Source organism: Infirmifilum tikiterense, assembly GCF_054696565.1.
Genome location: NZ_CP182482.1, coordinates 350,788 through 374,305 on the forward strand (window position 1 = coordinate 350,788; position 23,518 = coordinate 374,305).

General features: G+C 51.8%; 22 protein-coding genes and 1 tRNA gene. 9 read left to right on the plus strand and 14 right to left on the minus strand.

The features are described from left to right. Positions 1-43 precede the first annotated feature (43 nt). Genes ACNO7C_RS01960 through ahcY form a run of 4 tightly spaced genes read left to right on the plus strand, consistent with a single transcriptional unit; the run spans position 44 to position 3,872 of the window. On the plus strand, positions 44-718 hold the full coding sequence (locus ACNO7C_RS01960; RefSeq protein ID WP_460025341.1) for a phosphoribosyltransferase: 675 nt from the start codon (positions 44-46) through the stop codon (positions 716-718). Beyond that, entirely contained in the window at positions 715-1,674 is a 960-nt protein-coding gene (locus ACNO7C_RS01965) for an MBL fold metallo-hydrolase (protein WP_460025342.1), read from the plus strand. Before ACNO7C_RS01960 ends, ACNO7C_RS01965 begins: the two co-directional genes overlap by 4 nt. Before the next feature lie 42 nt (positions 1,675-1,716). Next, positions 1,717-2,517, plus strand: a complete 801-nt coding sequence (locus ACNO7C_RS01970) for an S-methyl-5'-thioadenosine phosphorylase (RefSeq protein ID WP_460025343.1) — start codon at positions 1,717-1,719, stop codon at positions 2,515-2,517. Between the two features lie 56 nt (positions 2,518-2,573). Then, a complete protein-coding gene (gene ahcY / locus ACNO7C_RS01975) occupies positions 2,574-3,872 on the plus strand; it encodes an adenosylhomocysteinase (RefSeq protein WP_460025344.1) in 1,299 nt (432 codons plus the stop codon). A gap of 32 nt (positions 3,873-3,904) precedes the next feature. Here the strand turns inward: ahcY and ACNO7C_RS01980 are convergent, their stop codons facing one another. Then, positions 3,905-5,188: a tRNA (N(6)-L-threonylcarbamoyladenosine(37)-C(2))-methylthiotransferase gene (locus ACNO7C_RS01980; protein WP_460025345.1), complete on the minus strand. Its 1,284-nt coding sequence runs from the start codon at positions 5,186-5,188 to the stop codon at positions 3,905-3,907. 188 nt (positions 5,189-5,376) lie between these two features. On the opposite strand from ACNO7C_RS01980, the gene ACNO7C_RS01985 reads away from it, so the two are divergent. Beyond that, positions 5,377-6,978: a hypothetical protein gene (locus ACNO7C_RS01985; RefSeq protein WP_460025346.1), complete on the plus strand. Its 1,602-nt coding sequence runs from the start codon at positions 5,377-5,379 to the stop codon at positions 6,976-6,978. A 293-nt stretch (positions 6,979-7,271) separates the two neighbouring features. On the opposite strand, the gene ACNO7C_RS01990 is transcribed toward ACNO7C_RS01985, so the two are convergent. After that, positions 7,272-7,637 carry a hypothetical protein gene (locus ACNO7C_RS01990; protein ID WP_460025347.1) on the minus strand — a complete coding sequence of 122 codons (366 nt, stop codon included), beginning with the start codon at positions 7,635-7,637 and terminating at the stop codon, positions 7,272-7,274. 32 nt (positions 7,638-7,669) lie between these two features. On the opposite strand from ACNO7C_RS01990, the gene ACNO7C_RS01995 reads away from it, so the two are divergent. Then, positions 7,670-7,984 (plus strand): hypothetical protein, encoded by a 315-nt coding sequence (locus tag ACNO7C_RS01995; protein WP_460025348.1) that lies wholly within the window; start codon positions 7,670-7,672, stop codon positions 7,982-7,984. A 280-nt stretch (positions 7,985-8,264) separates the two neighbouring features. On the opposite strand, the gene ACNO7C_RS02000 is transcribed toward ACNO7C_RS01995, so the two are convergent. The 7 genes from ACNO7C_RS02000 to ACNO7C_RS02030 form a co-directional block, all read right to left on the minus strand. Beyond that, positions 8,265-10,469 carry an elongation factor EF-2 gene (locus ACNO7C_RS02000; RefSeq protein WP_460025349.1) on the minus strand — a complete coding sequence of 735 codons (2,205 nt, stop codon included), beginning with the start codon at positions 10,467-10,469 and terminating at the stop codon, positions 8,265-8,267. A gap of 114 nt (positions 10,470-10,583) precedes the next feature. Next, positions 10,584-11,912 carry a TiaS agmantine-binding domain-containing protein gene (locus ACNO7C_RS02005; protein ID WP_460025350.1) on the minus strand — a complete coding sequence of 443 codons (1,329 nt, stop codon included), beginning with the start codon at positions 11,910-11,912 and terminating at the stop codon, positions 10,584-10,586. 30 nt (positions 11,913-11,942) lie between these two features. Next, a complete protein-coding gene (locus ACNO7C_RS02010; RefSeq protein WP_460025351.1) occupies positions 11,943-12,524 on the minus strand; it encodes a 50S ribosomal protein L6 in 582 nt (193 codons plus the stop codon). Between the two features lie 130 nt (positions 12,525-12,654). Beyond that, positions 12,655-12,739: transfer RNA gene (locus ACNO7C_RS02015), tRNA-Leu, on the minus strand. Between the two features lie 113 nt (positions 12,740-12,852). Continuing rightward, on the minus strand, positions 12,853-13,236 hold the full coding sequence (locus tag ACNO7C_RS02020) for a RidA family protein (protein ID WP_460025352.1): 384 nt from the start codon (positions 13,234-13,236) through the stop codon (positions 12,853-12,855). Next, entirely contained in the window at positions 13,237-14,460 is a 1,224-nt protein-coding gene (ilvA, locus tag ACNO7C_RS02025; protein WP_460025353.1) for a threonine ammonia-lyase, read from the minus strand. A gap of 47 nt (positions 14,461-14,507) precedes the next feature. Next, complete coding sequence (locus ACNO7C_RS02030) at positions 14,508-15,413, minus strand: PfkB family carbohydrate kinase (RefSeq protein WP_460025354.1); 906 nt, start codon at positions 15,411-15,413, stop codon at positions 14,508-14,510. A 168-nt stretch (positions 15,414-15,581) separates the two neighbouring features. On the opposite strand from ACNO7C_RS02030, the gene ACNO7C_RS02035 reads away from it, so the two are divergent. From ACNO7C_RS02035 to ACNO7C_RS02045, 3 genes are all read left to right on the plus strand, one after another. Beyond that, positions 15,582-16,592 carry a polyprenyl synthetase family protein gene (locus ACNO7C_RS02035; RefSeq protein ID WP_460025355.1) on the plus strand — a complete coding sequence of 337 codons (1,011 nt, stop codon included), beginning with the start codon at positions 15,582-15,584 and terminating at the stop codon, positions 16,590-16,592. 17 nt (positions 16,593-16,609) lie between these two features. After that, positions 16,610-17,380 (plus strand): isopentenyl phosphate kinase, encoded by a 771-nt coding sequence (locus tag ACNO7C_RS02040; RefSeq protein ID WP_460025356.1) that lies wholly within the window; start codon positions 16,610-16,612, stop codon positions 17,378-17,380. 80 nt (positions 17,381-17,460) lie between these two features. Then, a complete protein-coding gene (locus ACNO7C_RS02045; RefSeq protein WP_460025357.1) occupies positions 17,461-17,874 on the plus strand; it encodes a secondary thiamine-phosphate synthase enzyme YjbQ in 414 nt (137 codons plus the stop codon). 1 nt (position 17,875) lies between these two features. On the opposite strand, the gene acs is transcribed toward ACNO7C_RS02045, so the two are convergent. From acs to ACNO7C_RS02070, 5 genes are all read right to left on the minus strand, one after another. Continuing rightward, positions 17,876-19,990: an acetate--CoA ligase alpha subunit gene (acs, locus tag ACNO7C_RS02050; protein ID WP_460025358.1), complete on the minus strand. Its 2,115-nt coding sequence runs from the start codon at positions 19,988-19,990 to the stop codon at positions 17,876-17,878. Between the two features lie 115 nt (positions 19,991-20,105). Continuing rightward, positions 20,106-21,110, minus strand: coding sequence for a branched-chain amino acid ABC transporter permease (locus ACNO7C_RS02055; protein ID WP_460025359.1), 1,005 nt, complete (start codon positions 21,108-21,110; stop codon positions 20,106-20,108). 5 nt (positions 21,111-21,115) lie between these two features. Next, a complete protein-coding gene (locus ACNO7C_RS02060; protein ID WP_460025360.1) occupies positions 21,116-22,030 on the minus strand; it encodes a branched-chain amino acid ABC transporter permease in 915 nt (304 codons plus the stop codon). A 10-nt stretch (positions 22,031-22,040) separates the two neighbouring features. After that, entirely contained in the window at positions 22,041-22,757 is a 717-nt protein-coding gene (locus ACNO7C_RS02065; protein ID WP_460025361.1) for a branched-chain amino acid ABC transporter ATP-binding protein, read from the minus strand. Further along, positions 22,754-23,518 carry an ABC transporter ATP-binding protein gene (locus ACNO7C_RS02070; protein WP_460025362.1) on the minus strand — a complete coding sequence of 255 codons (765 nt, stop codon included), beginning with the start codon at positions 23,516-23,518 and terminating at the stop codon, positions 22,754-22,756. The genes ACNO7C_RS02065 and ACNO7C_RS02070 overlap by 4 nt, the downstream gene beginning before the upstream one ends.

A 23,518-nucleotide genomic window follows, 5' to 3' on the forward strand; every position in this document is an offset into this window, starting at 1 on the left:
GTCGAGACAAAGTTTTAAGTAACGTCGCCATGTAGAGGTTATCGTGCCCCGAGTTAACACGAAGCTGGTTAGCTGGGATGAGATCCTGAACTGGACTTATGAGCTCGCGCGCATGATAGAGAGGAGCGGTTGGAAGCCGGATGTTGTTGTTTCGATAGCGCGAGGGGGCTACGTGCCCGCACGCCTTCTCTGTGACTTCCTTGACGTAAACGATCTGGTCAGTGTCCAGGTTCTTCACTGGGGCAGGGCCGCAGAGATCACCGCTGTAGCCCATGTGAAGTACGGGTTTGAGGCCGATTTAAAGGGTAAGAGGGTTTTGCTAGTAGACGACATATGCGATACCGGGGACTCTATCATCGTGGCCCGCGAGCATATAGAAAGAAAGTACTCGCCCGCGGAGCTGAGAGTGGCCGTAATGCAGTGGATCAGCAGCGTGGCTAAGATCAAGCCGGACTACTATGTCGACGAGGTTAAAGAGTGGGTATGGTACCAGTATCCCTGGACGCGTGCGGAGGACACCACTAACTTCTTCGAGAAAATAATCTCCGAAAGTACTAAATCCGGAAAAACCGAGTGGACATACAACGAGCTCGTAGAGGCTTTCAAGGATTGGTACGGGATAGATGTCGGGGAACGGTACTACAGACTCGCACTCGAGAGACTTGCTCGAAGCGGCAGGCTGGTCGTGGAGGCAGACAGGATAAAGGTTATTCGATGAGAACTCTAGAAGTAATCGTTAGTAAAGGGGTTTTTCTCGGCTATAACTCATTAAGTATCGCTTTTGACCCCCTCACGCTTCCAACGGGCAAGCCAGCCGTAACCCTCGTCTCGCACGCGCATCAGGATCATTACTCGCCGAGCGTTTTACGAAAGCTCTCCCAGAAAACCCATATACTCATGAGCCCGGCAACCAGAAGGATCATAGACCCTGCTCGCAGGCTGAAAAACATTATCGAGGTTAACCCGGGTGAAACGCTGGAAGTTGAAGGTTTAAGCATTGAGGCTTTTCACTCAGGACATATTATCGGCAGCCTCCAATTCCGAGTAGTGATCGGTGATCTGACGGTAGTGTACACGGGGGATTTTAACCTCGAGAGACGCATCGTCCTCCAGCCGGCTAAGCCCCTAAAGGGAGACGTTGTGCTGATCGACGCGACATACGGTAGCCCTGATTACGTTTTTCCAGAAAGAAAAGAGATCTACGCTAAGATCATCTCGATTTTAAAGGAGAGAGAGGATGATGAAATCGTGTTAAAAGCAAGGAGGCTTGGTGTAGCCCAAGAGGTAACTGCTTTATTGAGCATGTCCACCCATATACCTGTCATCGTGGAGTCAGAGATCGCGAAGTACAATGAAGTATACGAGGAGTTCGGTGAGATACTCGGGCGCTACGCTATCAGCAACACACCTAAGCAGGGATTCCCCCTTGTAGCGCGACTTTCACGAAAGTTCCCGAAGAAAGTTTTCACACTATCGCTCACTGGTTGGGCGGTTAAGACGGGGGTTCCGCTGAGTAGCCACGGGGACTTCCGGCAACTCGTAGAGTACGTGACCGCGAGTGAGCCCCAAGTGGTCATCCCTGTTTGCGGCTTCAGGAAGGAGTTTTCTGAGCACGTTAAAGAGATGCTGGGAATTACAGCCTCTTCAGATGATAAAATTAACATACATCTGTAAAAACTGCCAAAAGTTTTATACGGCCTTGAGAATTGACTTCTTGTGTCACAAGCACCTCCTCGAGTAAAAATAGGTATAATCGGAGGATCTGGTCTTTACTCTCCAGACTTCCTCGAGAACGTCCAAGAGTACAAGATGCACACCCCCTACGGAGCCCCCTCTTCGGAAATCATGGTTGGTGAGATTAAGGGAGTAAAGGTCGCTTTTCTCCCCCGCCACGGGAAAAGGCACAGCATCCCGCCCCACATGATCAACTACCGCGCCAATATCTGGGCCCTCAAAGAGCTTGGTGTAGAGAGGCTAATCTCTGTCTCAGCGGTTGGAAGCTTACGTGAGGACTACAAACCTGGAGACTTCGTGTGTACAGACCAATTTATTGATATGACGAAGAGGCGCGAACTCACCTTCTACGACGGTCCTGTGGTCGCCCACGTATCTATGGCTGATCCATTCTGCCCGGAGCTCCGCTCGTTATGCATAGAGTCCGCTCGAAGGCTGGGTATAAGAGTACACGATAAAGGAACCTACGTGTGCATTGAGGGACCTAGATTTAGCACTCGGGCTGAGTCCAGGCTGTGGAGAAGCTTCGGTGCGGACATTATCGGGATGACGCTGGTCCCTGAAGTTAACCTAGCTCGCGAGGCCCGAATGTGCTTCCTCAACATCGCTATGGTCACAGATTACGATGTGTGGGCTGAGAAACCTGTCACCGCTCACGAGGTGGCACGCGTCATGGCTGAGAACACTGAGAAGGTTAGGAGACTACTGGTGGATCTCATACCTAGAATACCCGCTGAGAGACGTTGCCAGTGCGCTAGGTACCTCGACGAGGCACTCCTTTAACTCACTCGCATTAAGTTTTTTTGGCAGATGCCCTTCTTGCTGGAGGGTGATATTTGGTGCCCGAGTGTAGGATTCGTGACCTATCTTTGGCTGACAAAGGCAGGCTCGCCGTTGAGTGGGCTGAGCGGCAGATGCCGGTCCTAAGGCTCATAAGAGAGAGGTTTTCGCGCGAAAGCCCCTTGAAGAGAGTCAGAGTCGCCGCCTGTATGCACGTTACGAAAGAGACAGCTGTCCTCATGTTGACGCTCCGAGACGCCGGGGCTGAGGTTGCTCTTTCGGCTTCAAACCCTCTATCCACGCAGGATCACGTGGCTGCCTACCTTGTTCAAGAAGGCATTCATGTTTACGCTTGGCGTGGCATGAGTGAGAGAGAGTACTTTGAGGCTATCGCGTCCGCGGCATCCATCGAGCCCGACATCACTATGGATGATGGAGGAGACTTAACTGTAATGCTACATAAGATCGCTCTCGGTGAGAAGGGTGGGCTGGACTACGAGATAGGGTCTAGCATCTTAAACCCGGGTCTTGCCAGAAGAGTACGGGGAGGCACTGAGGAGACGACCACAGGTGTTATAAGGCTAAGGGCTTTGGAGAAGGAGGGGAAACTCCTCTACCCCGTCATCGCCGTGAATGATTCACTCACTAAGTTCATGTTTGACAACAGGTTTGGAACCGGGCAGTCGTCGATCGACGGAATACTCAGAGCCACAAATATCCTGCTGGCTGGTAAGAACGTAGTCGTTGTGGGGTACGGGTGGGTTGGAAGAGGCATTGCGTGGAGAGCGCGGGGCATGGGAGCGAGGGTGACAGTAGTTGAGGTGGATCCCATAAAAGCGCTTGAAGCGTACTACGAAGGCTTCAACGTTGCGGATATGGCCACAGCAGCGACTATGGGAGACCTGTTCATCACCGCAACCGGTAATACCGACGTCGTACGAGCCGACCACTTTTTGCACATGAAGGATGGAGCTCTTCTCGCTAACGCCGGACACTTCAACGTTGAGATCTCTGTGCGCGATCTCGAGAAGATCGCGACAGGTAAGAGGAGGATAAACGAGCACGTTGAAGAGTACACTCTACCAAACGGCAGAAGGCTTTACCTTATAGCCGAGGGCAGGCTCGTGAACCTGGCTGCCGCCGAAGGTCACCCCAGCGAGGTGATGGACCTTTCGTTCGGGAACCAGGCGTTAGCAGTTAAACTACTGGTTGAGAAAGGCACCGGGCTGGACAAGAAGGTATACAAGCTTCCAAAGAGTATTGACCGCAAGATAGCCTCATTGAAGCTTAAGTCCTTGGGCGTGAAGATCGAGAGGCTCACCGAGGAGCAAAGGAAGTACCTACTGAGCTGGGCTTAGCCCTCTCCTTTCCGAAACCAAGTTATTGAGGTTTAATCTACGATATCTCCTATGAGAGCTAGCGAGGTGGCCTCCCTTATCTTCACCTTAACTGTCTCACCCAGCTTGAGATCATAGCCCCTGAGGATCACGGGCTTGTACTCGATGGTTCTACCAACAAAATCCCCCTTTGCTGATACTGAGTTTACCAGAACGTCGGAGAGGCGTCCCACGTACTCTTTATTCACCTCGTAAGCTACTCGCAGTGATACCTCAGAGGCGATCCTGCTTCTCTCCTTTTTCACAGGCTCTGGAACACCCTTCATAACGTATCCCTTTGTGAATGGCCTTAAGGTGTACCTGGCCACGTGGACTTTATCAAATTTAACGTCCTCTATTAGTCTCAATGTGTTTTTAAAGGCCTCTTCGTCTTCGCCCGGAAAGCCAACTATGATATCCGTCGCCACGCTAGAAGTAAACCCGGCGGAGCGTATTCTCTGGATCAACGATTTGTACTCGCGGACGGTGTACTTGCGATTCATCAACCTTAAAACGCGATCATCTCCTGCCTGCACTGGTATGTGGAAGTACCTGTAGACCCTGCCGTCGTGCATCAAGTCTACGAGGGCGTCGAGTTGCTTGGAAAGTAACATGGGCTCCATCATTCCTATTCTGATCCTGTACTCGCCGTCAACCTCCTCAAGTACTCTCCTCACTAGACCTGCAAGGTTCGTGCCTAGGTCGTAGCCGTACGCCGCTAGGTCCTGCCCCACCAGGTAAACTTCCTTGGCCCCCTTTCTCACTGCGTCTCTAACGGCCTCGATGATAGCTTCCACAGGGTAGCTTTTCACACCAAATCCTCTCGTCACCCATTCTATGCAGAACGCGCAGGACCCCAGGCAACCCGACTGGACCGGTAGAACATAGGTTACTCCTCCCCGGTGCTCAGGTAGTGTGGTTCTTGCACGGGGGTAAGTTCTAAGCTCGAGAACTTGCCCGCTGTTTTGAACAACCTCTACTATCTTTTCAAGAGAATCCGGTTCTATGAGACTAGCTTCAGGCGCGATCGATAATATGGACTTTGGTCGAACATTCACAAGGCAGCCTGCAACGACCAGCTTAAAGCCCAGCTTCTTCCTCAACTCCTCCAGCTCCCTTAGCCTCCTGAACATTTTAACCTCAGTATCACCCCTAACGGCACACGTATTTACCACAACTACGTCCGCTACCTCGGGTGACTCCACGAAGACGTGGCCGGCACGCAACAGCAACGTCCTCATTATATCGCTCTCTCCTTTGTTGAGCCAGCATCCATAAGTCTCTATGAATACCTTCATGTCGACGCACTTCTTGTAAGCGTTACAAAAGGCGTAATAAAAACAACACCTGCTCCAGAAGCTGTCCGCTTGAATATCATAAGAGGGCACTGTCGTAACCTCGCGAAGGTTTGGAGGTGAAAGAGTGCCAGGATGCATTTTTGCGAAACTAATAAATTTCGTGTAGAAGTAAGGTGCAGGGGGTTGGCTTGAGTAAAGTGACCCTGAGTGCCAGATGTATCGCTCTGCTGGTTCTCACGGTACTTGCGATATCCCAGTACGCGACTTCACAGGCGATGCCTCCGGCGAAGGCCACCGTTACTGCCAGACTAGAGTACGGGTATGGTCTGGTATTCTATAGCTTAGAGCTCCAAAACCCCGTTACGTATATCTCCTTCAACCTGTCAGGCGTTACGGATAAACTGGTTTTGGGACTTGCACGGCCCCCCTCACAGCCTCCAGTAATAGGCGTTAAGGACGGGAACATAGTCTCGTTCAAGTTCCAGACTCCTGTCAGCAGAGTCAACTTCACTTTTGTGTTCAGTGCCATCAACACTACGGATCAAAAAATAGAGGTTAGCTTTCCCGTTCCGCTCAGCCCTCTAGGATACGTAACGAATGTAACAGGAGTAGCGTCGTTTGCATCAGGAGTCACCCTTAACTCCACGCTGGGAAAAGTGACGGGCTCTCAGGTTAACTACAATCTCACGGCCTCTCCGAGCTCACTGGACATCGTCAAAGGCGAGGCTCCTATTTATCAGATCCCGGTGGGGCAAATAGCGGAGCTCAACAGGACTATCCTCATAGAGCCTGGGAGATTCGTATTCCTTGACTCCATAGAGATAGTGGCACTCTCAAACTACCCAATATCAACGCTTTCACTGAACCTCCCGAAAGGCTACACGTTCGACGGCGCATCCGGAGTACTCGGTCCCTACCCTGCCACTTACTGGAGAACATACAATTACTCTAACTCCACGCTTGTGATGCTGAACCTAATTTCATCTGTGCAGATGAGAGGACAACGAACGACCTTGACCTTAAGGTATCACGTGAGCCAGTCTTCAAGCATAAATGCATTCCTTGGGTGGGGGGCAACGGTCACGAATTACCGCGTTAAGGTATGCATCAGGGGAACTTTAGATCTACCGATGGAGTTTGTAGCAGAGGAAAGCGTTGAGAACGCGATGCACTGCTATTTACTTAAACCAGTCGGCCCTCTCTTCTTACCGGACACGTATCCAAGCATTCCAGTAACCGGTATTTCACTCCAGCAACAGTCTTCAGGGTACACGGCTATTCTGTTTGTCATCTTGATTGCCGCGGTTGGAGGTGGCATCTATGCGCTTACCCGGTTGCAACACAGACCCGTTGAGAAAGCTAAGAAAAAAGTCCTCGAGCAGACGGCTCTCCCCCGCGAATTCCTTGAGAAGCTACAAAGGAACCTCTCGCGTCGGGAAGAGCTGTTGCTTTCGACAATAGAGCACCTGCGTGGTTTAAGGGAGAGGCGGGCCGGAACAGCCAGGATTACGTCTGCGATTCGAGAATATGAGAAGAAGGACGCCTCGCTCGAAACCGAGGTTGCAAAAATTTTAGGTCAGCTTGGTGATGAGGGGCGGAGGATAGCCGCTGAACTTCAGTCAGTTAGTGCTCTCATACGAGAGAAACTTAGTGAACTCGAGAGGACTGAAAGAGATTATAGGGTTGGAAGGCTCGAGAAGAAAGAGTATCAAGAGAGAGTCGAGAGAATTGATATCGAGCTTCGGAAGCTCTCGCAGAGGTTCAGGGAAATTTCCGATAGGTTCTCTTAGAGCTCTTTCTTCGTATATTTTAAGACCCACGTAGCAATGGCGCTTTTTCAGTTTTTCCCTTGTCTCCTCCCGTGTCCGGCCCGCGCATTCCCTGTACCATGAAGGCTTGGAGAGGAGGTTGTGGGAGGGGGTTCGAGCAAAGCCTTCGCGGCTACTCTCCTACCGGTCATAGCATCTGTGAACGCTTATAACCCCCCTAGCGCTTAGCCATGATTGTCGGGTTTAGTGGGGAGGTGTGGGAGAGTGCGGCAAGGTGGCTTGAGCTCACTGGCCTCGTTAGGACGCTGTGGCGCCTAAGGGAGCTGAAGCCGCTCAGCAAGGCCTTCGCCACGAGGAACACCAGGCACACCGCATAGGGGCTGGAGAGGTAGCGTCGCACGGGCTTCGTGAAAGGGGCGTTGGTCGGCAATGGCGAGATATTGCACGGCGCAATCAATGCCCTTGTGGTGCTCGACGCCTCGAGGGGGCGAGTTCTGCGTTCCGAGTGCCGGCATCTCGATGAGGCTGAAGTCCCCGCTGGCCAGGACTGTGCTCGAGGACTTGGAGCGATTCGACAGCATTAAGCTCACGTTGAAGCTCACTGCAAGGGGGTTGAGGCTAGTGGCGCACCGCGTGGTTAAGCCTCCGAATACGACTCTGCTGAGGCTCCTTGCGGCCATTATGACCAGCTACTCCGAGTTGGGTAAATGGAATGGAGCCTTCCAGAGGTTCAAGGAAGAGAGGCATCGAAGAGCTGCAGAGAACAGGCTACGCTGTAGAGGAGGCGCTGAGGATCACTAAGAGGCTGAGAGCGAAGGTGATCCTGATGCCGGAGCGCGCCGAGAGGGTTGCGAGTCAGGCGTCGAGGAAGGTTCAAAGGGTGAACGACGATTGGATTAGAGGCGTGCTCCGGGAGCTACGGAACCTGGTCAGGAGGCGGAGGGGCCAGGGCTACACCGTCGTAATTGTAGCAGATGTGCTCCGGGCAGGGAGCCTAGGGGAGCAAAGCTACGGCGACCCCTGTTGATGGTCGCGGAGAGACTTGAGAAACTAGCACTCTATGATGGAGCGAGGCGGTTCCAGCCGCACGGCAATTTCTCTTGGAAGCAGTGCCCCGTTTGCGGAGCATGTGGGGTAGAGCTGGGGAAGCGGTGGTAGCGCTTCCCCAGCTGCAACATAACTCACAGCAGAGACTGGGAGCCTGCGTTAACGCGGCGAAGCTCTTTCTAAAAAGCCCCCAAAAGGGGATCCATGACCCCGCTAGAGGGCTCTCAGAAAAGTGAGGAGGGCGGATGAGACAGGCGCAGCTAGGGTCCGATAAAGTCTTCAATTCTAGGAAGCCGCTTCGGCAACCCCTTGCGTTCCCTTATGGTAAGAGCGATCTCTTCTAGTTGTGATGCGGGGACAGGGGCCCAGCGGTAGAACTCATAGGCGAAGAAAGCCCTACCTTGCGTTGCTTCGCGCAGCTCATCGGCTATGTTGAAGCTTTCAGCCACAGGGAGCTCGGCGAGGACGCGCATGATCATCCCTTTCTCTTCCATTCCTATTATCTTACCTCTATGTCTGTTTAGGACGTTCAGAACCCCGCTTACGTGAGTTGTCGGCACTTTGACGTCCACTTTCAGTATAGGCTCTAGAAGCGTGGGTTTGGCCGATAGCAAAGTCGCCATTATGCTGTTCTTTGTGGCTGGCATTATCTGCGCGGGACCTCTATGCGCTGGATCCTCGTGAAGAACAGCGTCAACCAAGACCACCTTTACGCCTCTTACGGGCTCTTGTGCCAGCGGACCAGCCTCCATAGTCCACCTGAAGCCCTGAATTATTGTGTCCCGCACCTCCCTGAGATACTGTATGCCCGTTGTCTTGTTTACGATTATGTTGAAGTTCTCGTCGATGTCCCAGATATTTCTAGCTTCATCAGTGTCCCAGCCAGCGTACTCCCTTAGAATAGACGCTCTCTCACGCCAATCCTGGTCTGGGTAGACCTTACCCTCTTGAAGGAGCTTTATCGTCTCCTCGTTAAGGGGTTCAGCATAGAAGTACAGTTTATTGTGCTTGTTGGGGGATTTACCCTCGAACACCTGGCCTTTTTCGCGGATGGTCTCTCTGTAGCGTACTATAGGCGGCGAGGTCACGATGTCGATGCCTGTTCTCTGCTTGAGCTCCCAAAGCGTAATCTCGAGGTGCAGTGTGCCAACTCCGCTTAGGAGGTACTCGCCCGTTTCTTGGTTGATATACACTTTTAGAGTTGGATCCTCAATAGCGAGCTTTCGAAGAATATCAACCAGTTTAGGCAGATCGCTGCTCTTCTTCGGTTCTAGAGCAATCGTTACCACAGGCTCAGCGACATAGGCCAGGTGCTCGAAGGGCACCATAGCTTCCTTGAACCTTGTGTCTACGACGGTTTCGCCGGCCCTGGCTTTCTCCAGCCCAAGCATAGCAACTATGTTTCCGGCCGAGATCTGGTCGGTTTTCTCTCGATACGGTCCCATGTATAGACCTACCTGCAGGACTCTAGCGGTATCCTTAGCATTTACAAGGTAAAGTTCTTGCCCCTCTGTCACAGTACCGCTAAAAACTCTGCCTGTAGCAACGTGCCCGGCATGCGGGTCTATGGTTATCTTGCTCACCGCAACGACCGTCGGACCGTCCGGGTCGCACTCCAGCATTGCCTTTCCTATTTCACTATTCAAATCGCCGCGCCAGAGCTTAGGTACCCTGTACCTCTGGGCTTCCCTCGGATTGGGTATATGCTCTACGACCATGTCGAGCAGAGCCACGTAGAGCGGGAACTCCTGTGCAAGCTGCTCTTTGTTGTCATGCATGTATGCATCGATTATGTAGTCGAACTTTACCCCCTTCTCTGCAGCTAGGGGTACTGTGAGCCCCCACTTGTGCAAAGCGCTACCGAATGCGACCTGGCCCTTCGCGAAATCAACTTTCCATTTATCCCTGAACTCCTTGTCCGCGTAAAGCTCTATCAGACCGTTAAACTCCTTAACGATTTCTACAAACCGCTGCTGGATTTCCCTAGGCTCTAACCTTAGCTCCTTTATAAGCCTGTCTACTTTGTTTATGTATAGCAACGGCCTAACGTACTCCTGTAAAGCCTGCCTCACAACGGTCTCGGTCTGTGTCATAACGCCTTCGACAGCATCCACAACTACTATGCCTCCATCCATCATTCGAAGGCTCCTAGTAACGTGTCCGGTGAAGTCTACGTGCCCCGGAGTATCTACGAGGTTGATTACATAAGGCTTACCCTGCCACTCGTGGTAAAGCGACACATTAGCAGCCTTCACTGTCATCTGTCTAAGTTGCTCGATCTCGACGTAATCCAGAGCCAACGCTTGGCCAGCTACCTTGGGGCTCAGGATACCAGCGCCCATGAGCAGTGAGTCAGAAGTCGTCGTTTTGCCGTGATCAACATGCGCTAGGGTACCTATATTCCTCACTTGCTCAACGTTCCTCATTATCTTGATGATATCTGAGACCTGTTTGTAGCGAACCATCTCTCCACACCTGTGCCGCTCTTGCAACACAAGTTACGCATATAAGATTTTTCTGACTGCAGGGGGCCGCGTAGAGCACTCTCCTAGAAGTAATATAAGCGTGAGTGAGCGTGACTAGAGGGGGCCAGCTACTGGGGAGAGAACCGCCGTAAAACTTCTCTCTAAACCGTATACCTCTAACGGTCGGGACAGATGCCTGTAAGCCCTAGTGCTCTGAACGTATAGACCAGGCTCCAGTATCCTTGGTAGCTCCTCCCGGTTTTTGGCAAGAAACTTGCCGCGGAACCCGCACTTGCGGCACCTGTATCCTTTATTCCTCCCGGCGGATTCTAGGCGCGAACCGCATACGGGGCATAACGGGTTCAAGACACTCTCAATTGGTTTGACTGAGAGCACGTGTAGAAACTCCGCGTTCAACGTTAAAACCCTTCTAGGGATAACTCCTCCTCCGACTTCCACAACATCACCCTCTCTGAGCAACCTCGCGACCCTGTTGAGCCTCCCAGTCTCCTTATAGAACATCGAGTCGATGCAACCGCTACCATCGCATACTTCGACCTTGACGTGCCCTCCCTCGAGAACTAAAGGCCTGCCTTTCACAGTCGCTTCGAGGATTACTGAGTCATAGGGCCTAATCTCCGCCACCCGCTTCTTGAACGCAAGGTGAGCGTTTGTCGCCTGGTTACTCTTGTACAGGATAAACCCTGTGGCACCAAGGCTCTTGATGCGCCCTTTAAGGTATTTCTCTAGCACTTCAAGCAGGGTCTCGGCGCTCAGAGACCTAAACCCCATTAGAACAGGGTCAGGACCGCGGGGTGTTACGAGGGACCTGCGCTCGGAGTAATCATACGTAGCGAAAACTGTGGGTCTGAATCTCCTATCTATCTCTATAATAACCCCTTCATCTAGAACGGTCTTTGGCCCTCTGAAGCTCGGGTCCCTATACACCAGTAGTTCGTAGGTGTAGTCCCTCAGGGGGTAGGCGCCTATGGCCGCTAGGGCCCCCACAATGCCCCTAGCCTTCCCGAGCCGAAAAACCATGACATCTAACACCCCGCTAGCAACAAGTTCCTCGACGTAGCTACGTGGGACCAGGCTCGTCAACGCGGCCCGGTACAGTTCTCGTAGGGTGTCGGTAACCCCTCCTTTCAACAGGGCAAAGCCGGGCGAAGTTTTACCGTGATGCTCCGAGCGCCTCAAAACAAACTCTTCAACAGTATCTACAATTTCTGGAATTTTATCTTCAGGCACGTCGAGGTGGATAGATATCGCAGCATTCCCTCTCGTTTTGAAAGGTATGTTAGGGTTTAAACGCACCAGATAAGGGAAATCCAGAAACCTGTAGCCTCTCCTCTGGAACTCAACCACTAGCTCATAACCCAGATAGGTGGTGCAAAAACCCTCCGGTGAGTCTGTGTCATCCACTCCGATGTGGAGTTCCATGAACTATTCCTTATTTTTATGACTTCATTTTTATGACTTCAGATACTCAACGGCGTAGAGATATATGCCGTCGAGCACACCGGGGCCTGTGCCCTCACGCCCGTGCGGGCTGGGTCTCCTATCTCCAGTTAGCTGCGTCGCATGGTGTATATTGGCCGCAGTTTGGGCGACAGCCTCCTTGTCCACACCCTCAATGATAACGTCCTCTTTCTCCACCTTCACTTTAACTCCAGGTAGGATTTCAGCGTACCTCTTGCCCCTCTCGCCCAGGAAGTTTTCGATCATCACTTTGTCTTTGTCGACCTTAAGCGTCATTGGGAAGTGAGCATAGACGACCTTCATCTTATACCGGAAACCCTTAGTTACTCCTATTATCATGTTGTTTATGTGAGACGCTATGGTTTTTACAAGCGAGTATTCACGCTTGTTTGCCAGGTAAGCCTCAACCTTAATGAAGCCATCCTCAATGGACAGTTCTATCTTCTTCGCGAAGCTGAAGTCGCGCTCAACCTTACCGAGAGGACCCTCAACGCTTACCTTCTTGCCCTCTAGCTGCACCTTCACGTTCTCTGGAATCTTAACTCTCTCTTCGACGTGGAATACCCTAACCATTTTTACCCTCTTCTCGTAGAGGGGGCTAGTCTATAAACATTTTTCTCCAATAGACAAGAGGCAGGAAAAAATATAGGCTGAAAATGCGATAACGAGGAAAACTGAGAACGATGGTGGGATATCTGGAAAGTGCGGGGGCCGGGATTCGAACCCGGGCAGGCCGACGCCAGCGGAGCCTGAGTCCGCCCCCTTTGACCTAGCTCGGGCACCCCCGCTCCTACTCTTTCTGCCAAAGACAGAATATTAACTTTTCCGCGTCCTTGGATAAAAGGGGAAACGAGCACGACTATCGTAGGAAAGGATTTTACTCATAATCAGGGAAAAATCCTTATTTCTTAAAAGCTATCACTGATATCTCCACTAGGGCTCCTCGAGGTAGATCCGCAACTTGAACCGTCACTCTCGCTGGAGGCTCTCTTTGAAAGTACTGGGAGTATACCTCGTTAAATTCGTTGAAGAGTCTGATGTCCTTGAGGAAAACAGTAGCATAGACGACATCCTCCATCGTGAGTCCCGATTCTTCTAGTATAGCCTTTATGTTCTCCAGGACGCGCTTCGTTTGTTCCTTTATTCCCCCTTCGACGATGCTGCCCGTCTGCGGGTCTATGGGTATCTGCCCCGAGACAAAAACAAACCCTGCCGCTTCGACAGCTTGACTGTAAGGCCCGATGGGTTTCGGAGCATTGGGAGTGAAGAGTATTCGTTTTGTCATTCAGGCCACCTCTTCAAAGTTCAAGCCGAGCTCTTTTAGTTTTACTAAAAGCAGGTTCACGGACTCCTTCGAGGGGACTTCCAATCCGAGCGTTACCTGCGCCATTCCCGGTATAACCAGAGGATTCACGCGTTCATGGTCGATGGACACGATGTTAAGTCCAAGCTCCGCGATGACGTCAACCACTTTCTTCAACTGGCCTGGCCTGTCAGGAAGCATGCCTCTAATCCTGACCTGCCTACCTTCTATGAAAAGAACCTGGTTAACTATCCTTGATAGCATCGACGGATCAATGTTGCCCCCTGAGACCACGGCAACCACACGCTTCCCTTTAGCCTCTACAGCCCCTGAGAGCAGCGCGGCTACGGAAAGAGCCCCAGCTGGTTCGGCAACAGTTTTCGCGCGCTCAAGAAGGATGAAAACAGCTCTAGCTATGTCCTTATCGTCCACCAGAACAACATCATCCACGGTCTCTTCCATTATCCTCAGTGTGGTTTCTCCGGGTCTTTTTACAATAACCCCGTCCGCAATGCTCCAAACATTAGGTGTCTCGACGAGTTTCCTCTGCTTAAAGGAGAGGTACATCGCCGGCGCCCCGGAAGGCTGCACACCAATAACCTTTATTCGCTCGTTGAGTTTCTTCAGGGCCACAGCTATACCCGAGATAAGGCCCCCGCCTTCCACAGGAACCAAGACAACATCCACGTTCGGCGCATCTTCAAAAATCTCGACGCCTATGGTTCCCTGTCCAGCTATTATATCCAGGTCGTCGAAGGGGTGTATCAGGGGCGCTTTCTGCTCTTCTGCGAATTCTACAGCCTTCTTGTAAGCGTCGTCATACGTCTCCCCGTATAGGATAACCTGGGCGCCGTAACTTCGAGTAGCATTAACTTTGTAGAAAGGTGTGTAGCGAGGCATAAATATCGTCGCGTCTACCCCCAGTAACGACGCTGAGTATGCAACGCCTTGCGCATGGTTTCCCGAGCTGGCGGCCACTACTCGCGTGACGCCTTCAGCCCTCTTTAACTTGCTTATCTTGTAGTAAGCCCCTCTCACCTTGAAAGCACCTGTCTTTTGAAGATTCTCAAGCTTCAGGAAGACCTCTGCCTTAGTGATGTCGCCCAGAGTCCTACTAGGAAGAAGATGTGTTCGGTGAATTACGGGACCCAGCACCTCTCGCGCTTCCTTTATCCTCGAACTAACCTCGTTCAACAGTGGCTTCATCAAGTAATAATGTTTTGATTGATAAATAAAGCTTTTATCAGTAAAAGCTAAATTTCCTTAATACTCTCGAGCACCTTCTCCGCCCTCCGCGAAAGCTCCCACCTGTTCCTGAGACCGTCTACGCCCGGCTTTTCGATTAGGTACGACACCGCGGCGGCCGCGTAGCTCGCCGCATCCTTAATGTCCCCGGAGCGTTGATACTCGATTGCGAAAACTGTGGTGAAAACGTCTCCTGCTCCAGTCCTGTCTACAACGCGATTTGTCTCGGCTGGAGGCACGAAGAGCACCTTCTCCTTGGTCGCCACGTAACCGCCGTCAGCACCCATTGTGACCAACGCTATGGCTGCGCCTTCATCAACAATTTTCCTCGCAAGCTGCTGGGATGGGGCGTCTCCGAAGAGAGCCTTTGCTTCACTGACTTCCGCATGAACAATGTTCGAGAGCGATATTACGAGTAACGCCTCCCTCGAGAAGGATAAGTAAACTCTCCTGTCGGGACCGACCCGCCTCAAGTAGCCCTGAAGGTCGCTTACCACAAGTGACGCTCGCTCGGAGATCTCCTGGATCACACTTGGTGCAACTTCCCCTACGAGAGCCCCTATGACTGCTATAGACCCCCTAATTTTCTCTAATGGCACATCGCTTGAGAGAATATCTTCACACCTCGAGAGCAGGTACAGTGTTCTCTCAGAGTCTTCGTAGACGAGCTTGAACTTCGTGGTAGGAAGATCCTTTGACACTGAGATGTACGTTGTGTCGACGCCGCTTCTTGCGAGGAAAAGCAGGTACTCGTCCGGAAAATCCAGGCCTATCTTAGATATAATGTAAGGCTTCGCTCTGTGCCTGAGGGCAGCTATGGCACCGTAGGTCACAGTGCCCCCAAGGCTCCGCCTAACGTTCCCTCGAACTACCAGCACGTCCACGACTAAATGCCCGAGCAAGAATACGTCCATAGCGACTCCACGGTTTAGCTGTCAATGATACTTTAAATGTTTGCTTAGGTTTCGTTGGGCGTGAAAGTTCAGGCTTACTTAGCCATTTCTTAAACGCAGCACTGAGGATGAGCCACAATCGATATATCTCATCTCTGTTTGTTCTGAAGCGTGGAAGGAGCGGCAACGGTGAATCCCCTCGATTTGCTGGTTGAGTATGGTAAGCGAGTTGACCCGGTCATGGAGAAGTACCTTCTGAGGAATGCTCACCCTGACTTCGCGGAAGCTGTGTTGTATCCGATTAAAATGGGTGGCAAGAGAGTCCGCCCAGCCCTCACGCTTCTTTCAGCTCTAGCCGTCGGAGGTAACGCTGAGGAGGCGTACCCTGCAGCAGCCGGTGTTGAGCTCGCACATAATTACTCGCTGATCCTCGACGACATTATCGACCACAGCGAGGTTAGAAGAGGTATGCCAACGGTGTGGAAGAAGTACGGCCTTAGCACTGCTATACTCGTTGCAGTTCACTATAGGGAAAGCATTTCAGAGGCGCTTAACGATACCAGGGATCCGGAGGCTTTCCACGAGGAAATGGCGCGAGTCATAAAACTGCTCACAGACGGGGAGCGCTTGGACATACTTTTCGAGCAAGCTGGAAGAGAAGATGAGCCGTATGTTCTCAGTAAGCGCTACCGCAAGCTGAAATTAGAGGAGTATCTTGAAATGGTTGAGAAGAAAACAGGTGCGCTCATCGAGGCGTCCTGTTTCTTCGGAGGCCTATCGGTTGAGGGCGTCGACGACGAGGCTCTAACCGCTTTGCGAAGCTACGGTAAAAACGTTGGCATAGCTTTCCAAATCAGTGACGATATCATAGACATCTTCGGGGAGGAGGGAAAGACCGGTAAAAAGGTCGGCGGCGACATCAAGGAACATAAGCTTGGAAACGTCGTCGTACTACTAGCACTCGAGGAGCTCGGGGAGGATAGCGTTCTGAGCCAAGTCCTAAGAAAAAACGAGGTATCCTGGGAAGAGGTGTCCGCGGCTATAAACGAAATTAAAAAGACTAACGCTTATCGTAGGGCTGATAGTTTAAGGAAGAGCTACGTAGATGCAGCTTTGAAGGCGCTCGAAAAGCTTCCAGATAGTCCTTATAGGCGAATGCTCGAGAGCCTGGCAATATTCATTGAAAGACGCGAGTTCTGACTCCGCGGTGGCGCTCTTTGCTCGCCGTTGTTAAGCTCGGGGGTTCAGTGATTACTGAGAAGACAAGACCCTTCACTCTACGCGAGAGCAACATCGACCTATTTGCCGACAAGGTTTTACAACTTTACGAAGAAGGCGTGAAGTTGGTGGTTGTCCACGGTGGAGGTTCTTTCGGGCACCCTGTCGCGGCAAAGTATTCACTGACAAATGGAGGTTTCTCTAGGGTGAAGGCATATGGGTTCGCCGAGACGAGGTACTGGATGAGCTACCTTAACCTGAAGATCATTGAGAAGCTTTTAAGCAAGGGCGTTCCCGCAGTGTCTGTTCAGACCTCAGCAGTTTCTCAGACGAGAGACGGACACCTCTATAGGTTCGACGCAGACGTCGTTGGCCTATTCCTCGAGAGGATGCTTGTACCCGTCCTCTACGGCGACGCAGTTGTCGATGTTTCACGCGCTGTAGCTATCCTATCAGGTGACGACATAGCCTCACACCTAGCCCAGGCCCTAAAAGCTGATGTACTAGTCTACCTAATGGGGTCCAGTGGGGTTTACGACCGCCCTCCCAGCAGGCCAGGCGCAAAACTGCTCAGAGAGATACGTCCCGGCGACCCCTTATCCCAAATCTCTGAGAGCGGAATCGACGTCACAGGAGGACTACAGCACAAGCTCAGTTGCGCTTTTGCGGCTGCCAGGAGCGGTATAAGAGTGGCTATAGGAGGCTTAACATACTTTGAGGAAATGGTGCTAGGCCGTGACGCACCTTACACTCGCGTACTGCCTGAGTAGTCACAGTCGGGGTAGACATATGTGTTTAAGGGAGGTCTCGCGATAAACCTTAAAGTGGCGAATTCGTTTTAGAGGATAGTATGAAAGTTGCTGTTAAAACTCTCACATTCTCAACAAGGGAAAAGTTCGAATTAGTTAACATAACAGATGAGGTCGAGAAGGCGGTGTCCGAAAGTGGCATAATCAACGGGATTTGCTTAGTTTTCGCCCCGCATGCCACAGGCGCGATAGTAGCAAATGAAAACGAAAAAGGACTTATTAGAGACATTCTTGATCACATTTCACAGTTATTCCCGCCTGGTAAAAACTGGCTACATAATAGGATCGACGATAACGCACACGCACACGTAGCCTCCTCTATAATAGGGGCTAGCCTCACTCTCCCTGTTATCAATGGGAGGGTTGTCAGAGGAACCTGGCAGGACGTGTTCTTCGTTGAGATGGATGGCCCTAGAACAAACAGAAGAGTGATAATCGAAGTGCTAGGCGAGTAGGTTAGTCGATTTTTCTCAACGTGACTTTAACGTCCACAGCAAGGGCTCCTTTCCCTTTCTCATACACGAAGAATGGGTTAATGTCTATGTCTTCTATTTCCGGGATATCTAGCGCGAGCCTAGAAAGCCTTATCAGAGCGTTCACAACGCTCTCGATGTCTGAAGGCTGTTCCCCCCTATAGCCTTTGAGCACATGGTAAATCTTCGTCTCTTCCAGCATCTCGACTGCGTCCTCGAGAGCTAGAGGCGCGACTCTGAAGCTTACATCCTTTAGCAACTCTACAAGCACGCCGCCACTCCCAACCATAACTAAGGGCCCAAATACTGGGTCCCTGTGCACGCCGATGACGACCTCCTTGCCTTTCTCAGCCATCTTTCTGACGATGATTCCGATTACTCTAGCGTTTGGCGCCTTTCTCGAAACACTGTCCATTATTCTGTTGTAGGCTTCTACTACAGCCTCATCGGAGTCAACGCCGACTACTATGCCACCCACATCGCTCTTATGAAGTATATCGGGTGATTCCACTTCTAGGACGACGGGATACCCTATCTCACGCGCTACCCTGAGCGCCTCGTCGGGGGAGCTCACGAGTGTTTTCTGGAGAACAGGCATGCCATAGTAAGACACGAGCCTCGCGGCCTCGGCGGGAGTTAAAACATACCTTCCTTCCTTTATCACCCTCCGAACAAGCTCGCGGGCTTTGTCGGTATCAGCGTCCACCGATAGGAAAGTCCTCCTCTCTATGCGCTCGCGTATGCGAACATACTTATAGAGCACTCCGAGCGCTGCCATAGCCTTCTCGGGTGACTCGTAGCACGGTACACCGCTCTCGGTCAGCTGGCTGCAGGCCTGACTGACCTCTTCGCCACCTATAAATGAGGCCACGACCGTCTTACTTACTCCCGTTTCCCTGATCGCCCTAATTATGGCTTGAGCTATTTCTGAGGGGTTTGTTATAGCTGTATGGCAGTAGAGAACTGCAATCGCGTCAACGCGGGGGTCGAGAAGGAGATCCTTCATAGCTCCCATGTACTGCTCAGCGTCGGCCATTCCCGTTAGATCCACGGGGTTGAACACGCTCCCGAAGGGGGGCATGTGTCTCCTGAGCTTCTCGGCGAGGTCACTGGGTATATCCATGAGCCTTATGCCCCATTTTTCAGCGGCATCTGTGGCCATTATCCCGGCGCCACCACCGTTCGTGAGAATTACTGTGTTTTCACCTGAGGGTAGCTGGCTTTTCGCGAGAGCTACAGCCCAGTCGAAGAGATCGATAAAGCTGTCAGCGAGAATAACACCGCTTTGCTTGAAGGCGGCTTCGTAAGCGGCGAAGCTACCCGCAAGAGACCCTGTGTGCGATTTTATCGCCCCAGCGGTTCTCGCCCCTCTTCCAGCCTTGAGAACTATAATCGGCTTTTTCCGCGCAACACGTCTAGCTACCTCCATGAAGCGGGGTCCGTTACTTATGCCTTCAAGGTAAGCGGTTATGACGCGCGTACTGTTATCCTCCTCGAAGAACTCGAGAAGGTCGACCTCGTCAACATCTGCTTTGTTGCCGAGGCTCACCAAGTCAGAGAGCCCTATACCCTTAAGCTTGGTCCATCCGACAAGTGCTATTCCTAGCGCGCCGCTCTGAGTTATGAACGCCACTTCGCCGGGGTTAGGCAACCCCTGGCAAAAGCTGGCATTTACCTTCTTGACGGTATCGCATATCCCAACGATGTTCGGGCCCAAGAGGCGCATCCCGTACCGTTTCGCTATCTCAACAAGCCTGCTTTCAAGCTCATAGTTACCTATCTCCTTGAAGCCGCTAGTTATCACCGCTACTGCCTTAACGCCTTTTTTCCCGGCCTCCTCTAGCACAGAGGGAACCGCATGAGCGGGTACAACCACCACTGCCAGATCCACATCGTAAGGAACGTCAAGTATGGACGGGTAACATTTCAAACCAAGTATCTCGTCCGCATGGGGGTTAATAGGGTAGATCCGCTCCTTGGGGAAACCCCCCTCCAGCAGGTTCCTTACAACCTGGTAGCCTATTTTTTCTGGATTTCGAGATGCGCCGATGACGGCAACAGAGCGGGGGCGTAGCAAGTACTCTAAGCCTTTTGACACTAAGCTTCACCAGTCATGCAATCGTTAAGTAACTTAAAGATTTTTATAAGCAAAGCTGGATAATTACTTTAACTTCTCAATTATGTTTTTTCAACAATCGCCGAAAAACAAAATGTTACTCCTTGCGAACGGTGAGAGGAGGTTTTTCTGGAACTAACCCTCCGGGGCGCCACATCACAACGAGTATAAGCAACGTTCCGAAGATGATGTACGAGAAGTAGTTTACGTCGAACGGTAACAGTACCTGTTGCTTAGCGAAGGTTATCGCTCTGTCGAGCGCGATGTACACTCCTGCACCTACGAGTGGACCGAGTGGGTTTCCCCTGCCCCCAATTACGACCATGAGGATGACGATGAAAGTCTTCATTATTGTGAAGTCATCCGGGTTGACGGAGCCGACGTAGAATGCATAGAGCACACCTGCAATCGCGGCCAGCATGGACCCGAGCATTAATACTGTGGCTCGGATCTTAACTATGTTCCTGCCAAGGCTCTGGGCGGCGACTTCATTATCCCTTATCGCGCGCAGGACTCTCCCAAAGGGAGATGTCGTCAGTTTATAGTAAGACAGCCAAATTACAGCTAGGAACGTCACTGCTATTAAAAGCAGTGTAATGCTTCTAAGCTGAACGGGGAGAAATGCCAGAAAGTTCGGAATCCCAGCTCCAAATGTACCACCCACGAGCGGTTCATAGTTTCTCGCAAAGACTCTGACGAGCTCGCTGAACGCTATGAGAGTTATACCAAGGTAATCCTCGCGAAGGCGTAAGGCGGGGTATGATGCTAAGAGACCCAATAAGGCGGCTACAGGTATCGCTACAAGGAGAGGTACTACGAACACTATGATACCTAACATTGGATTCAAAGCTATCTTCTCAGACACCATGGTCGCGTAGATCCAGCTTGTGCTCTTGAAGTCTCCCTCCCACGTGGCCCCAATGAGCCATACACCAATGCGCGTGGCTAGCGCGCCGACGGAGAAAGCGCCAACGGCATACATAGCAGACTTGGCAAAGTTAGGTATTCCTAGTTCTCCGTACTCTATTTCGACGGAGATTGCGAGTATGGCATAGACGGAGTACAGGACACCGAGATCCATTAGGAACATGAGCAGGTCCACGGATGTCACCTCTTTCTACTCCACAACGAGGCAACCCCGCTAGGAGCAAGCAGTAAAGTCACTATTATGGCTATGAAGGAGACGGCAGGGCGGTAGGCTGTGCTCAACCCCAGGCTTGAGAGGGCATACGTGAACAAAGTCTCGGAAAAGCCTATAATATATGCGCCGACAACACTCCCAGTAAGGCTTGTCAAGCCACCCACTGTAGCAGATGCGAATATCGAGAGAAGTAGCGTAAAACCAGTGTCGGGGTTAACGGGTATTCGGAACGGTAAAAACACTCCTGCCACAGCTCCCAGTCCGCCTGAGAGCGCCCAACCCAGCGCGAACACCTTCCTAACATTTATTCCAAGGGTTTCTGCGAGCTGAGGGTTTTCGATCGCCGCTCTCATCGCTATCCCCACCCTTGTTTTAAAGAGAAGAGTATACAGGGTCAGCAAGAGGAGCATCGTGGTTAGAGTTGACAAGATCAGTACTCCGGCGAGAGAAAAGCCCGCAAAGTCAAGTGTTATGTCTTTGAATATAAACCCCCTAGAGTACACCCGCAACGTGAGCTGGAGGAAATCCGCGTAAAGCTGCATTGATGCTCTTAGAATCATGTCGATAGCCATCGAAACTATCATCAGAGTGACGAGAGTTGATCGAACCCTCAGCTTGTCGAACACGAGAAAGTAGATGGCGGCGGCCACAGAGGCGCCTGCTGTGAAGGCGAGTGGGATGTGAGCGTAGGGGGAGAGTTGGGTCAAAACGCTGGCGGTGTAAGCCGAGTAAATACCTATAACCGCAAAGTCCCCCTGAGCGAAGTTCGAGACCTTCGAGGTTAGAAGAGCTAGAGTGAGCCCGATGGAAAGGAGGGCAAGTAGGTTGCTGTATACCAACCCGTTAATAAAAACATCTAGGAGCACCTGCACATCAACCACCAGGAGACGCCTACAGCCCCAAGTAGAGTTTTCCCAACTCTCTGTTTTCCAACAACTCCGACGTTGCACCGTAGAACCTAGGCCTGCCTGAGACCAGAAGGAGAGCTCGGTCGCCGATCTCCAGCGCCTTCAAGGCATTCTGCTCTACAAGCACGATCGTGAGGCCGTGCTCGTTTTGAAGAGTTTGTATCTGATCGAAGACTTGAGCCGCCAGCTTTGGTGAGAGAGCGGCCGTTGGCTCGTCCATCATCAAGACGTGCGGATTTCTGAGGAGGTTCATAGCTAACGCCAGCATCTGGCGCTCACCCCCGCTGAGCGTTTTTGCTTTTCGTTTAAGGAGGTCTCGCAGAGCCGGAAGCATCTCTAGAACGTTCTCGAGGCGCTGCTCGAACTCCTCGCGAGGAAGGTTGTGAGCCGCCAGGACAAGGTTCTCGTAAACGGATAAGCTCTCGAACGTGTTTCCGAGCTGCGGAAGGTACGCGAGGCCCATGGTGGAGCGCTTGTGAGGTGGCAAACTGGTGATTTCAGCACCGCTCAACAACACTCGCCCTTTAAACACCCTCGCTAGGCCGAAAAGACCTTTGAGAAGCGTGCTTTTACCGCTCCCATTAGGACCCACAATGACGAAAATCTCCTTTTTGTGAACACTGAAGGAAACCTCGCTCACAATCTCCATTTTCCCATATCCAACCGCTAGATCCTCGACGTCCAGCAGGCCCAATCTCACCCACCTAGGTAGGCTTCGATAACCGCCGGGTTCTTGATGACTGTGTCGGGAGAGCCCTCGGCTATCACTTGGCCCTGGTGCATCGCATAGACATAGTCTACGAATTTAAGGGCTATGTCTAGCCTGTGCTCCACGACAAGGAATGTAACCCCGAGCTCGTCACGCAACGTTCTGAGGTAACTCATAATCTCGTTAGCCAACGAGGGGTTCACTCCCGCAAGGGGTTCGTCTAAGATTACGAGCTGGGGGTCGCTCATGAGCACCCGCGCGAGCTCAAGGAGCTTCATCTGACCACCGCTTAGGTCGGATGCGGGAGCATCCCACAGGTGATCCAGGTTTAGAAGCTTCAGCACCTGAAACGCTCTGTCCACGTATCTCTTCTCCCTAAGCCTCCAGCTGTCGCTTAACAGTATCTCCAGCACTCGCTCCTCGTAGTACTCTCTCATCGGTACGAGAACGTTTTCCAAGACGCTTAGGCTTGTGAATAACTGCGGTGTTTGGAATGTCCTCGCGAGGCCCAGACGGAACCTCTCGTGGGGTGACAGCCTCGTGATATCTTTCCCGTTGAAGTACACGCGGCCATCATCCGGCTGCAGCAATCCACCTATCACGTTTATCAGGGTGGACTTCCCGCTGCCATTCGGACCAATAATCAGGGACAGCGTTTTCGACCCGACACGAATGCTCACGTTGCTGAGAGCTGTAACACCGCCAAACCTCTTAGAGATATTACGCGTGAAAAGAATAGGAGAAATAAGCAT